A 14,153-nucleotide genomic window follows, 5' to 3' on the forward strand; every position below is an offset into this window, starting at 1 on the left:
GTGGGTCGAAGGATCGGGTGCGGCTACAGGCCGCGGTCGAGCGCCATCACGGTGGCGACGTCGGCCGGCTCGCCCTCGGGGTGCACGACGCACTCGTCGCGGCCGGCGGCGTGCAGCAGCAGCTCGCCGGGCTCCCCGGTGAGGATGACGGTGCGGGGGCCGGAGCGCACGGCGTGCTCCTCGCCGTCGGGGCGGCGCAGGGTGACGGCCACCGGGCTCGAGCGGTAGGTCAGGCGGCCCAGCAGGCCGACCATCCGCCAGATCGTGCGGTCGCGCGCCTCGTCCGGCGGACGCGGCGACCACCCGGCCTGGGCCCGGCGCACGTCCTCGTGGTGGATGAAGAACTCCTGGACGTCGACGGCGCGCAGCGGCGGCAGCGCCATCGGGCTCCAGAACGGCGGACCGGACCGCAGCGTCGCCACGAGCTCGCCGAAGTCGCCGCGGGCCACCGACGCCTGCACGTGCCCGGTCCAGCCCGCGAGCGGCGGGAGCAGGATGCCCGGCGCGGCGTCGGGACGGCGCTCCCGGGTGATCAGGTGCGCGAGCAGGTCGCGCGTGGTCCAGCCCCCGCAGAGCGTGGGCTCGTCGGGGCCGAGCCGCAGGAGCAGGTCGGCGAGATCGCGACGCTCGGCGTCGGCGATCTGGGCGGCACTCATGGGTCTCTCCTACCCGGACGCCACCCGGCTCAGCCCTCGGTGACGAACGGGCTGGCGGCGACCTCGGACCCGCTGGGCAGGCGGCGGATCTCGAAGTCGGCGAACACGTTGGGCACCTCGGCCTGGAGCACCTTCAGGCACGCGATCGCGAGGTCGCGGATCTCGACGTCCGCGTGCTCGCTCGCGCGCATCGCGATGAAGTGGCGCCAGGCCCGGTAGTTGCCGGTGACGACGATGCGGGTCTCGGTGGCGTTGGGCAGCACCGCGCGCGCGGCCTGGCGGGCCTGCTTGCGGCGCAGCGTGCGGTTGGGCTCGTCGGCGAAGCGCTCCTCGAGGCCCGCGAGGAGCTTCTCGTAGGAGGCGAGGGCCGCGGCGCTCGCCTCGGCGAACATCTGGTGCAGCTCGGGGTCGTCGGCGATGACGTCCGGCTCGACCATCGCCGCGTCCTTCTCGGGCACGTAGCGCTGCGAGAGCTGCGAGTACGAGAAGTGCCGGTGGCGGATCAGCTCGTGGGTGAGGCTGCGCGAGATGCCGGTCAGGTAGAAGCTGACCGTGCCGTGCTCGAGCACCGAGAGGTGCCCGACCTCGAGGATGTGCCGCAGGTAGCCGGCGTTGGTCGCCGTCGCGGGGTTCGGCTTGCTCCACGACTGGTAGCAGGCGCGCCCGGCGAACTCGGCGAGCGCCTGCCCGCCGTCGACGTCGGTCTCCCACGGGACCCCGGGCGGTGCGAAGAACTCGGTCTTCGCGATCAGCGTCACCTGAGGGGTCACGGTCTCGGGAGGCACGGGCCCACGGTACAAGCCGCCTCCGACGATGTTCGCTGACAGCATGATGACACCACGATGGTGGCGATCAGCGAGGTGTGGTGTCACAGTGGTGTCATGGACCTGACACCGTACGTCGCCTCCCTGCGCGACGACCTCGCCGCGGCCGCCGCGGTCGGCGACGAGGCCACGACCCGGGCGGGCTCCTCGCTCGCCGCCGCCCTCGAGCCGGCCGTCCGGCTGGCGCTCATGAACGCCCTGTCCGACCTCGCCGGCGAGGTCTCCGAGAAGCTCGGCGACCGCACGGTCTCGCTGCGCCTCTCCGGGCGCGAGGTCGACGTCGTCGTCGACCGCGACCCCGCCGGCGACCCCGGCGACTCCCCCGCCGACGGCTTCTTCGCCGGCCCGTCCTCGTCGCCGTTCGCCGGCGCGGCGGGCGGCGGCGCCGGGTCGCACCGCCACACCCCGCCGCCCCCGCCCGGCTTCCCCGGCTTCGGCGGCGGCCAGGGCTTCGGCGGGCAGGGCTTCGGGGGGCAGGGCGGCCCGGATGTCGGCGACATCTCGCGGATGACCCTGCGCCTGGTCGACCAGATCAAGGGCCAGGCCGAGAAGGCCGCCGCCTCGCAGGGGATGTCGCTGAACTCCTGGATCGGCCAGGCCGTCCAGGGCGCCCTCAAGGGCCAGTACGGCGGCCAGCGCGGGGGGCCGTGGGGCCCGAGCGGCGACCGGTCGTGGGACGAGAACTGGCGCAAGGGCTGGGACCAGGGCCGCCCGGAGCCGGGCGGCTCGCCGGGCGGGCCGGCCGACGAGGCGCCGCCGAAGGACACGCCGACCGACGGCGACCCCTCCGCGAAGGGCGACGACCGCCGCGACGACGACGGCGGCGGTGACGTGTCGGGCTGGGTGCGGGGATGAGCGCCCCGGCCCGCGAGGTCACCGGCACCGGGGCCGAGCCGGTGACCCTGGACCTCGCGATCGACGCGGGCACCGTGCGCGTGCACCTGGACCCGGACGCCACGGCGACCACGGTCGGGGTGCGCGTGGAGCCCGATCCCGACGCCCCTCCCGGGTGGCTGCGGGGGCTCTCGGGGCTGCTGGGCCTCCTCGGCGCCGACCGCGCGCCCACCTCGCCCGAGGAGCGCGCGGCCGCGGCCGTCGACGCCACCACGCTCGAGTGGGACGCCGAGCCCCGCCGCCTCACGGTGCGCGGTCCCGGCGACCTGGCGCTGCGCGGGGTCCCGCTCGCCGTGACGGTGCGGGCGCCACGCGGCACCACGCTGCGCCTGCGGGCCGGCGCCGCCCGCCTCCGCGTCGAGGGTCGTGCCGACGAGGTGTCCGTGCACGGCACCGGCGAGATCCACCTCGACGATGTCGCGGGGCGCACCGAGCTGCGCTGCGGGGCGGGCGAGGTGCGCATCGGCCGGCTCGAGGGCCCGCTGCGCATGCACGGCGGGGCGGGCGGCGTGCGCGTCGACCACGTCCTGGCGCCCGCGGAGATCCGCACCGGGGCGGGGCGGATCCGCCTCGGCGAGGTGCACGCCGACGTGGCGGTCCGCGCCGCGGCCGGCGACGTCCGGGTCGCCGACGCGGTGGCCGGCGAGCTCGAGCTCGGCACCGGGGTGGGCTCGCTGTGGGTGGGCGTGCACGCCGGGGTCGACGCGAAGGTGACGCTGCACGCCGCCGTCGGGCGCGTGCGCAGCGAGCTGCCGGTGCGCGCCGACCGGCCGGACGGGTCGGCGTCGGGCGGGACGGCGGGCACGCTGTCCGTCCGCGCCCGCACCGGGGCCGGCGACGTCACCGTCGCCACCGCGGAACCGCGCCCGGCGCTGGCGTCGTCCTGAGCCGCACGCGGTGCCGGGCCGGTACTGAGCCGGTACTGAGCCGGAACTGAGCGAAGGGCCCCTTCGGTCGACCAGTTCGACCGGAGGGGCCCTTCGCTCACGTCGTGGTGCCGCGCCGCCTCGTTGTCACGACACCTAGTCCGAGCGTGCCCCGGCCAGGGTGGCGCCGAGGACGTCGTGGTTGAGCTGCGCGATCGAGGCCAGCGGGATGCCCTTGGGGCACACCTCGTGGCAGGCGCCCACGTTCGTGCAGCCGCCGAAGTCCAGCTCGTCCTGGCGGGCGAGCATGTTGATCGCGCGGGTCTGGCGCTCGGGCTGGCCCTGCGGCAGCAGCCCGAGGTGGGTGACCTTGGCGGCGGTGAACAGCATCGAGCTGCCGTTCGGGCAGGCCGCGACGCACGCGCCGCAGCCGATGCAGGTGGCCGCGTCGAACGCGTCGTCCGCCGACACCTTGTCCACCGGGATCGCGTGCGCCTCGGGCGCCGAGCCGGTGTTGACCGAGATGTAGCCGCCCGACTTGATGATCTCGTCGAAGGCGCTGCGGTCCACCACGAGGTCCTTGACCACGGGGAACGCCCGGGCCCGCCACGGCTCGATGTCGATGGTGTCGCCGTCGGCGAAGTGCCGCATGTGGAGCTGGCACGTCGTCGTGTACTGCTGCGGGCCGTGCGCGTTGCCGTTGATGACCATGCCGCACGAGCCGCAGATGCCCTCGCGGCAGTCGTGGTCGAACGACACCGGGTCCTTGCCGTCGATCACGAGCTTCTCGTTGAGCACGTCGAGCATCTCGAGGAACGACATGTCCGGCTCGACGTCGTCGAGCACGTACTTCTGCATCTTGCCCTTGGCCTCGGGCGAGGCCTGCCGCCAGATGCGCAGGGTGAGCTTCACAGTCGGTACTCCGTAGTCGAAGCAGCTACTTGTAGCTGCGCTGGGTCGGGTGCACGTAGGAGAACTCGAGGTCCTCCTTGTGCAGCACCGGCCGCTGGTTGTCGCCGGCGTACTCCCACGCCGCGACGTACGAGAAGTTCTCGTCGTCGCGCTGGGCCTCGCCGTCCTCGGTCTGGGACTCGACGCGGAAGTGGCCGCCGCAGGACTCCTCGCGGTGCAGCGCGTCGATGCACATGAGCTCGGCGAGCTCCATGAAGTCGGCGACGCGGTTGGCCTTCTCCAGGGACTGGTTGAACCCGTCGCCGGTGCCGACGATCTTGACGTCGCGCCAGAACTCCTCGCGCAGCGAGGGCAGGCGGTCGAGCGCCTTCTCCAGGCCCTCCTTGCTGCGGGCCATGCCGCACTGGTCCCACACGAGCTGACCCAGCTCGCGGTGGAACGAGTCGACGGTGCGGTGACCGTTGGCCGAGAGCAGCTTGTCGATGCGCCCACGGGCGGCGTCGACGGCCTCCTGCACGGCCGGGTGGTCCTGCGGGACCTCGTCGAACGGGGCGTCGGCGAGGTAGTCGGCCACCGTCGTCGGGAGCACGAAGTACCCGTCGGACAGGCCCTGCATCAGCGCCGAGGCGCCGAGGCGGTTGGCGCCGTGGTCGGAGAAGTTGGCCTCGCCGCCCACGAACAGGCCCGGGATGGTGGAGCGCAGGTCGTAGTCGACCCAGAGCCCTCCCATCGTGTAGTGGATCGCCGGGTAGATGCGCATCGGCGTCTCGTAGGGGTCGTCCCCGGTGATGCGCTCGTACATCTCGAAGAGGTTGCCGTACTTGGCCTCGACGGCCGGCCGCCCGAGACGCTCGATGGCGTCCTTGAAGTCCAGGTACACGCCGAGCCCGCTGGGGCCGACCCCGTGCTCCGCGTCGCACATGTTCTTCGCGGCGCGCGACGCGATGTCGCGCGGGACGAGGTTGCCGAACGCCGGGTACTGGCGCTCGAGGTAGTAGTCGCGCTCGTCCTCGGGGATGTCGTTGGGGTCACGGTCGTCGCCGCGCTCCTTGGGCACCCACACGCGGCCGTCGTTGCGCAGCGACTCCGACATCAGGGTCAGCTTCGACTGGTACTCGCCGGAGACCGGGATGCAGGTCGGGTGGATCTGCGTGTAGCAGGGGTTCGCGAACAGCGCGCCCCGCTTGTGCGCCCGCCACGCCGCGGTGACGTTCGAGCCCTTGGCGTTCGTCGACAGGTAGTAGACGTTGCCGTAGCCGCCCGAGCACAGGATGACGACGTCGGCGAGGTGCGTGTCGAGCTCGCCGGTGAACAGGTTGCGCGTGACGATGCCGCGCGCCTTCCCGTCGACGACGATCAGGTCGAGCATCTCGGTGCGCGGGTGCACCTCGACGGTGCCGGCGTGCACCTGGCGCTCGAGGGCCTGGTACGCGCCGAGCAGCAGCTGCTGGCCCGTCTGGCCGCGCGCGTAGAAGGTGCGGGACACCTGCGTGCCGCCGAACGAGCGCGTGTCGAGCAGACCCGAGTACTCGCGGGCGAACGGGACGCCCTGGGCGACGCACTGGTCGATGATGTTGAGGCTGACCTCGGCCAGGCGGTGCACGTTCGACTCGCGCGAGCGGAAGTCGCCGCCCTTGACCGTGTCGTAGAACAGCCGGTGGATCGAGTCGCCGTCGTAGCGGTAGTTCTTGGCGGCGTTGATCCCGCCCTGGGCGGCGATCGAGTGCGCGCGCCGCGGGCTGTCCTGGTAGCAGAACGACTTCACGTGGTAGCCGGCCTCGCCGAGCGTCGCGGCGGCCGCGGCGCCGGCGAGGCCGGTGCCCACGACGATGACGCTCATCTTGCGGCGGTTGGCCGGGTTGACCAGGCGCGCGGAGAACTTGCGGTCGCTCCACCGGTCGGCGATGGGGCTGTCGGGGGCGCGGGTGTCGGCGATGGGGTCGCCGAGCACGTAGCGGCCCTCGCCCTGGACGGCCGTCGGTTCCTGATGCAGTTCAGACATGGTCACCTCACCAGACCGAACATCACGGACAGCGGGACGATCGCGAAGCCGATCGTGATCACCGCTGCCACGACGAAGGCAAAGGTCTTGAGCGCGTTCTGCTTCAGCGCGCTGTTCGCGCCGAAGGTCTGGATGGCCGACCAGAGGCCGTGCCGGATGTGGAAGCCCAGGGCCACCACCGCGAGGACGTAGAACAGGGACACGTACCAGCGGTCGAAGCTCGCGACGAGCTTCATGTAGGCGCTCTCGTCACCACCGAGCGGGTTCACCGTGCCGGTGGTCAGGTCGAGGATGTGCCAGACGAGGAACAGGAAGATGATCACCCCGCCCCACCGCATCGTGCGGGCGGCGTAGCTGCCCTCCCAGCGCTGCCGGTGCTGGTACCCGATCGGGCGGGCCTTCTTCGCCTTGTACCAGAGCGAGAACGCGGCCCACATGTGCAGCACCAGGCTCGCGAGCAGGACGACGCGCAGGATCCAGAGGACGCCCTCGTACCCGAAGATCGCCTCGCCGATCTCGCGCAGGTGCTGCGCGTAGGCGTCGAACGACTCGATGCCGAAGAAGACCTTGAGGTTCCCGAGCATGTGGGCGATGACGTACAGCAGGAAGACGGCGCCGGTGGTGGCGATGACCGTCTTCTTGCCGACCGAGGTGCCCCACGTCCTCGAGACGATGTTGCGCTGCGGGGTGATGACCACGTGAAGACGGTAAGTCGCCACATCACGAAGCGCTAATGCATGCAAGACGGTCATGCCATAGCTTGGAGCTATGGCGATGACCATCAAACAGCTCAGCTACTTCCTCGCTGTGGTGGACACCGGCCGATTCACGCAGGCAGCGGCGCTGTGCCGTGTCGCGCAGCCGACGCTCAGCAAGCAGATCCGCAGCCTGGAGGAGGACCTCGGCGAGACGTTGCTCACGCGCGGTCACGACAACGTCACACCGACGGCGGCGGGCGAGGCGCTGCTGCCGCTCGCCCGGCGCATCGTCGCGGACTCCGAGACGGCCCGGATGGAGATCGCCGAGCTGGCCGGGCTGCGCCGGGGGCGGCTGCGCCTCGGGGCGACGCCGAGCCTGTGCGTCAGCGTGGTCGCCGACGTGCTCGAGGTGTTCCACGGCCGCTACCCCGGCATCGCCATCCAGATCTCCGAGGGCGGCTCGCAGGACCTCGTCGCCGACCTCCAGCGCGGCCAGCTCGACGTCGCCCTCGTCATCGACCGCACCGACCCGGGCGGCGACCTGGCGCTGACCCCCGTGCTGCGCGAGGAGCTCGTCGTGGTCACCGCGCGTAGCGGGCCGGACCTCGGCGAGCACATCGGCATCGCCGACCTCGCCGCGCACCCGCTCGTCGTCCCCCGGCCCGGCTACGAGCTGCGCGAGGTCACCCTCGCGGCCTGCGCGGCCGCCGGCGTCACCCCGCGGATCGCCGTCGAGGGCGGCGAGATGGACGCCGTGCTGCGCATGGTGGAGCGCGGGCTGGGCGTGGCCATCGTGCCGAGCCTCGTGCTGGCCGGGCACCCGTCGCTGCGCGCCACCCGCCTCGACGGCGGGGCCTGGAGCCACCGGACCATCTCGCTGGCGCACCGCACCGACGTCGCCCCGACCCGCGCCGCCCAGGCCTTCCGCGAGGACCTCCTCGCCGTGCTCGCCCGCACCTCGCGCACCGGGCACCTGCCCCCGGGCGTGCGCTACGTCCATCCCCCGACGTTGTCGGCCTGAGCCTTGACGGCCTGGCCCAGGGCGGCCGCGAGGTCGCCGCCGCCGTCGACGAGCACGCCCTCGAGGTCGAGCCACGCGGCCATGGTGGCCAGCTCGGCGGCGAGCTCGGCGGCCACCCGGCCCTCGTCGGGGAGGTCCGCGCCGTCCTCGAGGAACGCGCCGGGCACCCGGAGGAGCCCCATGGCCCGGTCCGCCTTGAGGTCGACGCGGGCCACCAGCCGGCCGTCGAGCAGGAACGGGAAGACGTAGTACCCGTGCGTGCGCTTCTCGGCCGGCGTGTAGATGCCGATGCGGTAGTGGAAGCCGAACAGGCGCAGCGTGCGCGCCCGGAACCAGATGAGCGGGTCGAACGGGGCCAGCAGCGCGCGCCCGCTGATCCGGCGCGGGACCCGGAGATCGGGCGTGCGGTAGGCCGGCGCGGACCAGCCCTCCACCGCGACGGGCACCAGCTCGCCGGCGTCGACGAGCTCGGCGACCGCCGCCCGGCTCTCGGCCGGCGGGAGGCGGTGGTGGTCGCGCAGGTCGGGCTCGGTGGCGACGCCCAGCACCGCGGCGGCGCGGCGGATCAGCTCGCGCATCGACTCGTCGCGCGCGGGACGGCGGGCGTGGACCTCGGGCGGGAGCACGCGCTCGCTGAGCTCGTAGACGCGCCGGAAGCCCCGCCGCGTGCCGGTGGTCAGCTCGCCGATCGCGAAGAGGTGCTCGCAGGCCACCTTGACGTCGGAGCGCTGCCACCAGCCGCCGTAGGCCCGGGCCCGCCGGTCTCCCCCGCTGCCCAGCACCTTCTCGACCTCGCCGGCCTCGAGCGGACCGTGCTCGGCGATCACCCCGAGCACCACGTCGAGGACGTCGGGATGGTGCTCGAGCGCGCCGGCGAGCCAGCGGGCGTGCTTCGCCTCGTTGTCGCGCATCCGCCAGCGGAACAGCGGCCAGTCCGCCATCGGCAGCAGGCTCGCCTCGTGCACCCAGAACTCGACCATGGTGCGGCGCCGCGCCTGGGCGGGCGTCTGCGGCCAGGCGAGCGCGTCGAGGGCGTCGCGGTCGTAGGGGCCCAGGCGGGCGAACAGCGGCGCGTAGTGCGCCCGCACGGCGACGTTGACCGAGTCGAGCTGGAGCAGCCCGAGCCGCTCGACCTCCGCCGCGATCGTGCGCCGCGACGGCCGCCCGCGCCGCGCCGTCCCGCCGAACCCCTGCGCGGCCACCGCCGCACGCCGGGCCTGCGCCGCCGACATCGTCTCCACGCACCCGATCCTGCCCGAGGGGTCCGACAGCGAGCCGGGACGCGCTCGCTCGTGGAGATCAGGGGCACGCCGTCCACGTCGTGGTGGCCGCCGGGGTGCACCGGGCGCTCCTGATCTCCGCGCTGCCGGCGCCGGCCACGCCCCCGAGCACGCGGAAGAAACCGCCCCACACCGGCGTTGACCAGGAAAAAGGAGATGAGGAGGACCCATGGTCGGGGACCGTGTGGAGATCGTCGTCGACGCCGGTGGCGCGACGCGGACGTGGGAGGTCGAGGCCACGAAGGCCGGGCGGCGCGTGGACATCGCGCACGGCCGCGGCGTGGTGGAGGTCAGCGAGGTGACGCGCGGCGGGACGCCGGTGCGCACCGCGAGGTTCATGTCCTCGCGGGTGCTCGCGCTCGTCGAGCACCCGGCCGGGCAGGCCCGGCTCGCCGACGACGAGCCGCCGGCGCTGCCGCTGCCGCGACCGGCCTGAGCCCGGTCCCGCGGGACACCCCGTGACCGGGCGGGCACGGGCGGCGATCGTGCTGGTCAGCGCGAGATCCCTGCCGCAGGATCCGGACCCGTGGCCCCCTCGATCACGGACATGATCGCTGCCGCGCGGCGGCCCCCCGACGCCGTCCTCGACCACGTCGGGTCGGGCAGCCAGATCGTCGTGAACTCGTCCAACGGCGAGCCGGCGACCGTGCTCGACGCCCTCGAGGCCGGCGGCGACCGCCTGGACGGGGTGCGGCTGCACCAGATGCTCGCGGCCCGGCCGCGGGCGTCGATCGAGGGCAAGGTCCCGGGCCTGCGGCACGTGTCGTGGTTCCTGTCGCCCGCGACGCGCGAGGCGTTCCGCGCCGGGCACTGCGACCTGGTGCCCAACAACTTCAGCGACGTGCCACGCCTGATGCGCCGCACCGTCCGGCCCGACCTCGTCATCGCCTCGGTGTCACCGCCGGACCGGCACGGCTGGTTCTCGCTGGGCACCGACGCCGGGTACACGGCGGCGTTCATCGGCGAGGTGCCGTTCTTCGTCGAGGTCAACGCGCAGATGCCGCGCACCTTCGGCGGCAACCAGCTCCACATCACCGACGTCGTCGGCTGGTGCGAGGCGGACCGGCCGATGGTGGAGCTCCCGCCGCCGGCCGTGACGGACCGGGACCGGGCGATCGCCGCCCTCGTCGCCGAGCGCATCCCGGACGGGGCGACGCTGCAGATCGGCATCGGCGCGGTGCCGGACATGGTGCTGGCCAGCCTGCGCGACCACCGCGAGCTGGGCGTGCACTCCGAGATCTTCGGCACCGGCTTCGTGGACCTCGTCGAGGCCGGCGCCGTCACCGGGACCCGCAAGGCCACCCACCGCAGCAAGATCGTCACGACGGCGTCACTGGGCACCCGGCGGCTCTACGACTTCGTCGCCGACAACGCCGGCGTCGAGTACCACCCCGTCGACCACACCAACGACCCGTGGAACATCGCCCGCGAACCGCTGATCCGCTCGGTGAACGCCACCCTCGAGGTGGACTTCCTCGGGCAGTGCGCCTCGGAGTCGCTGGGCAGCCAGTACTTCTCGTCCTCGGGCGGTCAGCCCGACTTCGCCCGCGGCGCGATCATGTCCGAGCACGGCGCCGCGTTCATCGTCCTGCACTCGGCGACCCACGACGACACCGTGTCCCGCATCGTCCCCCAGCTGCAGCCCGGCGCCGCGGTCACGACGTTCAAGAACATCGTCGACCACGTCGTCACCGAGTACGGGGTCGCCGAGCTGCGCGGCGCCTCGATCGCGGAGCGCACCACGCGCCTCATCGCGATCGCGCACCCGCACTTCCGCGACGAGCTCACCGCGCAGGCCCGGACGCTGGGGTACCTGTGAGCGGCCCCGGGACCTCCGAACCGGCCTGCGTGCCGCTCTCCGCCGAGGACCGCGCGATCCTCGACCTCGAGTGCGCCACCGTCGTCGGCCACGTCCTGCACATGGCGATGCTCGAGGGTCCGTGGGTGACGGCCGCCGCGCTGCGCGCGCACATCGCCACCCGCCTGCCCGCGGCGCCCGAGCTGCGCTACCGCCTCGACGAGCGCGACGGCGCGCCCGTCTGGGTGCCCGACGCCGAGCTCGACCTCGCCCGCCACGTCGTCGACGCCCCCGACGGGCCGTACGACGAGGGCGCCCTGCGCGCGCTGGTGGCCCGCCGGTTCGCCCAGCACCTCGACCGGTCCCGCCCCCTGTGGTCGCTCGACGTGGCTCCGCTGGCGGGCGGGGGCACGGCGCTGCTCTGGCGCGTCCACCACGCCCTCGCCGACGGGGCGACGATGACGCGGCTGTCGCACACGGTGCTCTACGACGAGGCGCCGACCGACCCCGCCACGGGGACGGCGGTCTCCCCGCCCGCGACCGTCCGGGCCGACCACGAGCGCCGCCGGGCCCACCTCATGGGCGTCATCGAGCGCGAGTTCACGGTCGGCCCCGCGCACTCGCCGTTCGACGGCGAGCTCTCGACCCGCCGCGACGTCGCGTTCGTCGACACCGACCTCGCCGCCCTGCACGCCGCCGCCCGCTCGGCCGGGGCGACGGTCAACGACGCCTTCCTCGCGGTGCTGGCGGGCGGGCTGCGCCGCTGGGTCGACCACCACGCGGGCACGGTGACCGACCTGCGGGTCCGGGTCCCCGTCAGCCTGCCCCGCGAGGACCCGTCGCAGGCCAACCGCGACTCGGCGTTCGACCTGCCGCTGCCGGTGCACGTCGTCGACCCGCTCGAGCGCCTGCGCGCCGTCCACGAGCTGACCACCGCCCGCAAGGACGCCCGCGACGCCGCCCGGCTCGACGACCTGCTGCACCGCCTGGCCGAGGTCTCCCCGCCGCTGCGCCGCGTCTGCGACCGGCTGCGGGCCACCGCCCGCGCGTTCACCGTCAGCGTCTCGAACGTGCCCGGGCCGCGGACGCCGGTCGCGGTGCTCGGCCGCCGGGTGCGCGCGACCTGGCCGCTCGCCGAGATCGGGTTCCACCACGCGCTGCGGGTCACCGCGGCGTCGATGGTCGACGTGCTGTCGTTCGGGATCACCGTCGACCCGGGTCTCGTGCCCGGCGTCGACGTCCTCGCCGACGGCCTGCGCGCCGAGGCCGAGCTGCTCGTGACGGCCGCTCAGACCAGCCCGGCCAGCCGGGCGGCGACCTCCCGGTAGCGGCTCACGGCCACCAGGTGGATGCCGTCGACCCCGGCGTCGCGCAGGGCGAGGGCGTGCTCGACCGCGGGGTCGACGCCGGCGGTCTCGTCGGCCTCCAGCGCGTCGACGAGGTGGTCGGGCAGCGCGAGGTCCATGCCCTCGGCGACGCCCCGGGCCATGCGCGGCCCGGTCGGCACGAGCACGCCCGCGCGGACCGGGCGGCCCAGGTCGGTGTGCCGCTCGCGCCAGTCGGCCACCGCGGGCACCGAGAACGTCGGCGCGAGCCAGACCACGTCCGCGTCGCGCTTCCACGCCGGCAGGTCCCGGCCCGGCGCCGCGACCACGCCGACCCGCAGGGTGACCCCGTGCTCGTCGGCCAGGGCGCGGGCCTCGCGGAGCATGGCGCCGACGGTCAGGGGCCCGTCCTCGGCGTCCTCGTCCGGGCGGTCGCCGCGCAGCAGCAGGACCTCGTGCACACCGAGGGCGAGCAGGCCGAGCAGGTCGCGGCGCAGGCCCAGGGTGTTCCGGTCGCGGGCGTTGAGCACCGCGACCGCCTCGTGGCCGCGCCGGCGCACCTCGCCCGCGACGACGAGCCCGGCCACCGCGGCCCGCGCGGTCGCGTTGTCGGGCACGAGGAACCGCGCGGCGACCGGCGCGAGCGCGTCGAGCTGGCGGTGGACGGGCCCGAGGTCCGGGCGATGCGGGACGTCGAGCTCGGCGGTGATGTCCAGGGCGGTCACGAGACCTCGGTCAGGGCTCCGCTGTCGACGTCGTAGACGAACCCGCGCACGGCGTCGGTGTGCACGAGGAACGGGCTGGAGCGCACCGCGGCGAGCGAGTCGCGGACGTCCTGCTCGGTGTCGCGGAACGTGCCCGGCGCCCAGGTGGGCCGCCGGCCGGTCTCCGACTCGAGCTCGGCGACGAAGTCCTCGTCGGTGAACGTGGCCATGCCGCACTTCGTGTGGTGCAGCAGCACCACCTCGCGGGTCGCAAGCTTGCGCTGGCTCACCGCGAGCGAGCGCAGCACGTCGTCGGTCACCACGCCGCCCGCGTTGCGGATGACGTGCGCCTCGCCGTCCCCGAGCCCCAGCACGCGGTAGACGTCGAGGCGCGCGTCCATGCAGGCCACGACGGCCACGCCGCGCGAGGGCGGTCCGGGCAGGCCGGGCTTGTCGAAGCCCGCCGCGAAGCTCTCGTTGGCCGCCAGCATCTCGTCGGTCGCCGTCATGCCCCCGATCCTGGCGAGACCCCTCCCGCCGCGCATCGCGGGGTGATCCGGATCCCTAGGCTGGGGGCATGGCGCTCGCCTCCGTACGCCTCGCCACCGCCGAGGACGCCGCGGCCGTCGCGCACGTCCAGCGCACGGTGTGGACCTCGGCCTACGCCGAGCTGCTGCCGGCTGGCGCGGTGGCGGGCTTCGACGACGCCGCGGTCGCGGCGGGGTGGGCGGGCCCGATCGCGGCGGGGGCGGTGTGGGTCGCGACCGAGGGCGACGCGCTGGTCGGCTTCTGCGCGGCGGGCCCTGCCGCGCCCGACGACCTCGCCGACGCCGCGGGCGCCGTCCCCGACGACGTGTCCTCGGTGGCGGCGGTCGCGGCCCTGCTCGTCGAGCCACGGTGGGGACGGCGCGGGCACGGCGGTCGCCTACTGGTCGAGGCGGCGACGGGCCTGCGGGCGGCGGGGGCGACGCGCGCCATCGCCTGGGTGCCCGAGCGCGACACCGCCTCGCGGCGCTTCTACGAGCGCGCGGGCTGGGACCCCGACGGCACCGTGCGCACCCTCGACGCCGGCGGGCGCCCGCTGCGCGAGATCCGGGTGGCCGGCCCGCTGGACCTCGAGTTCCGCCCCGAGCCCTCGCTCGACGATCTCGATCTCCCCCTGCTGACCTGACC

Annotated in this window: 15 protein-coding genes; 7 read left to right on the top strand and 8 right to left on the bottom strand. The window is 74.2% G+C overall.

Annotated elements, in window-relative coordinates:
• Positions 1-23: 23 nt before the first annotated feature.
• Both ACFPK1_RS24305 and thyX read right to left on the bottom strand, forming a co-directional pair.
• Positions 24-656: a TIGR03085 family metal-binding protein gene (locus ACFPK1_RS24305; RefSeq protein ID WP_378023535.1), complete on the bottom strand. Its 633-nt coding sequence runs from the start codon at positions 654-656 to the stop codon at positions 24-26.
• A gap of 29 nt (positions 657-685) precedes the next feature.
• On the bottom strand, positions 686-1,441 hold the full coding sequence (thyX, locus tag ACFPK1_RS24310) for an FAD-dependent thymidylate synthase (protein WP_378023536.1): 756 nt from the start codon (positions 1,439-1,441) through the stop codon (positions 686-688).
• Positions 1,442-1,537: 96 nt separating this feature from the next.
• Between thyX and ACFPK1_RS24315 the strand changes: the two genes are divergently transcribed.
• Entirely contained in the window at positions 1,538-2,335 is a 798-nt protein-coding gene (locus ACFPK1_RS24315) for a toxin-antitoxin system HicB family antitoxin (protein ID WP_378023537.1), read from the top strand.
• On the top strand, positions 2,332-3,261 hold the full coding sequence (locus ACFPK1_RS24320) for a DUF4097 family beta strand repeat-containing protein (RefSeq protein WP_378023538.1): 930 nt from the start codon (positions 2,332-2,334) through the stop codon (positions 3,259-3,261). The genes ACFPK1_RS24315 and ACFPK1_RS24320 overlap by 4 nt, the downstream gene beginning before the upstream one ends.
• Before the next feature lie 135 nt (positions 3,262-3,396).
• On the opposite strand, the gene ACFPK1_RS24325 is transcribed toward ACFPK1_RS24320, so the two are convergent.
• Genes ACFPK1_RS24325 through ACFPK1_RS24335 form a run of 3 tightly spaced genes read right to left on the bottom strand, consistent with a single transcriptional unit; the run spans position 3,397 to position 6,852 of the window.
• Positions 3,397-4,152, bottom strand: coding sequence for a succinate dehydrogenase/fumarate reductase iron-sulfur subunit (locus ACFPK1_RS24325; protein WP_378023539.1), 756 nt, complete (start codon positions 4,150-4,152; stop codon positions 3,397-3,399).
• Positions 4,153-4,177: 25 nt separating this feature from the next.
• On the bottom strand, positions 4,178-6,154 hold the full coding sequence (locus ACFPK1_RS24330; RefSeq protein WP_378023540.1) for a fumarate reductase/succinate dehydrogenase flavoprotein subunit: 1,977 nt from the start codon (positions 6,152-6,154) through the stop codon (positions 4,178-4,180).
• 2 nt (positions 6,155-6,156) lie between these two features.
• A complete protein-coding gene (locus tag ACFPK1_RS24335; protein WP_378023541.1) occupies positions 6,157-6,852 on the bottom strand; it encodes a succinate dehydrogenase cytochrome b subunit in 696 nt (231 codons plus the stop codon).
• A gap of 76 nt (positions 6,853-6,928) precedes the next feature.
• On the opposite strand from ACFPK1_RS24335, the gene ACFPK1_RS24340 reads away from it, so the two are divergent.
• Positions 6,929-7,873, top strand: coding sequence for a LysR family transcriptional regulator (locus ACFPK1_RS24340; protein ID WP_378023542.1), 945 nt, complete (start codon positions 6,929-6,931; stop codon positions 7,871-7,873).
• Here ACFPK1_RS24340 and ACFPK1_RS24345 read toward each other — a convergent pair.
• On the bottom strand, positions 7,843-9,105 hold the full coding sequence (locus ACFPK1_RS24345) for a winged helix-turn-helix domain-containing protein (protein ID WP_378023566.1): 1,263 nt from the start codon (positions 9,103-9,105) through the stop codon (positions 7,843-7,845). The genes ACFPK1_RS24340 and ACFPK1_RS24345 overlap by 31 nt on opposite strands.
• Before the next feature lie 217 nt (positions 9,106-9,322).
• On the opposite strand from ACFPK1_RS24345, the gene ACFPK1_RS24350 reads away from it, so the two are divergent.
• The 3 genes from ACFPK1_RS24350 to ACFPK1_RS24360 all read left to right on the top strand — a co-directional run bounded on the left by ACFPK1_RS24350 (position 9,323) and on the right by ACFPK1_RS24360 (position 12,279).
• On the top strand, positions 9,323-9,589 hold the full coding sequence (locus tag ACFPK1_RS24350; RefSeq protein ID WP_274230249.1) for a hypothetical protein: 267 nt from the start codon (positions 9,323-9,325) through the stop codon (positions 9,587-9,589).
• 90 nt (positions 9,590-9,679) lie between these two features.
• A complete protein-coding gene (locus tag ACFPK1_RS24355) occupies positions 9,680-10,972 on the top strand; it encodes an acetyl-CoA hydrolase/transferase family protein (RefSeq protein WP_378023543.1) in 1,293 nt (430 codons plus the stop codon).
• A complete protein-coding gene (locus ACFPK1_RS24360; protein WP_378023544.1) occupies positions 10,969-12,279 on the top strand; it encodes a wax ester/triacylglycerol synthase domain-containing protein in 1,311 nt (436 codons plus the stop codon). Before ACFPK1_RS24355 ends, ACFPK1_RS24360 begins: the two co-directional genes overlap by 4 nt.
• Here the strand turns inward: ACFPK1_RS24360 and ACFPK1_RS24365 are convergent.
• Positions 12,240-13,001: a hypothetical protein gene (locus tag ACFPK1_RS24365; RefSeq protein WP_378023545.1), complete on the bottom strand. Its 762-nt coding sequence runs from the start codon at positions 12,999-13,001 to the stop codon at positions 12,240-12,242. The genes ACFPK1_RS24360 and ACFPK1_RS24365 overlap by 40 nt on opposite strands.
• The gene (locus ACFPK1_RS24370) at positions 12,998-13,489 is read right to left on the bottom strand and encodes a beta-class carbonic anhydrase (protein WP_378023546.1); all 492 of its coding nucleotides are present in this window, start codon (positions 13,487-13,489) and stop codon (positions 12,998-13,000) included. The genes ACFPK1_RS24365 and ACFPK1_RS24370 overlap by 4 nt, the downstream gene beginning before the upstream one ends.
• 68 nt (positions 13,490-13,557) lie before the next feature.
• Here ACFPK1_RS24370 and ACFPK1_RS24375 point away from each other — a divergent pair, with 68 nt between their 5' ends.
• Positions 13,558-14,151 (top strand): GNAT family N-acetyltransferase, encoded by a 594-nt coding sequence (locus tag ACFPK1_RS24375; RefSeq protein ID WP_378023547.1) that lies wholly within the window; start codon positions 13,558-13,560, stop codon positions 14,149-14,151.
• Positions 14,152-14,153: the final 2 nt, after the last annotated feature.

The organism is Actinomycetospora rhizophila (genome assembly GCF_042657905.1).
Taxonomy (GTDB): Bacteria; Actinomycetota; Actinomycetes; order Mycobacteriales; family Pseudonocardiaceae; genus Actinomycetospora; species Actinomycetospora rhizophila.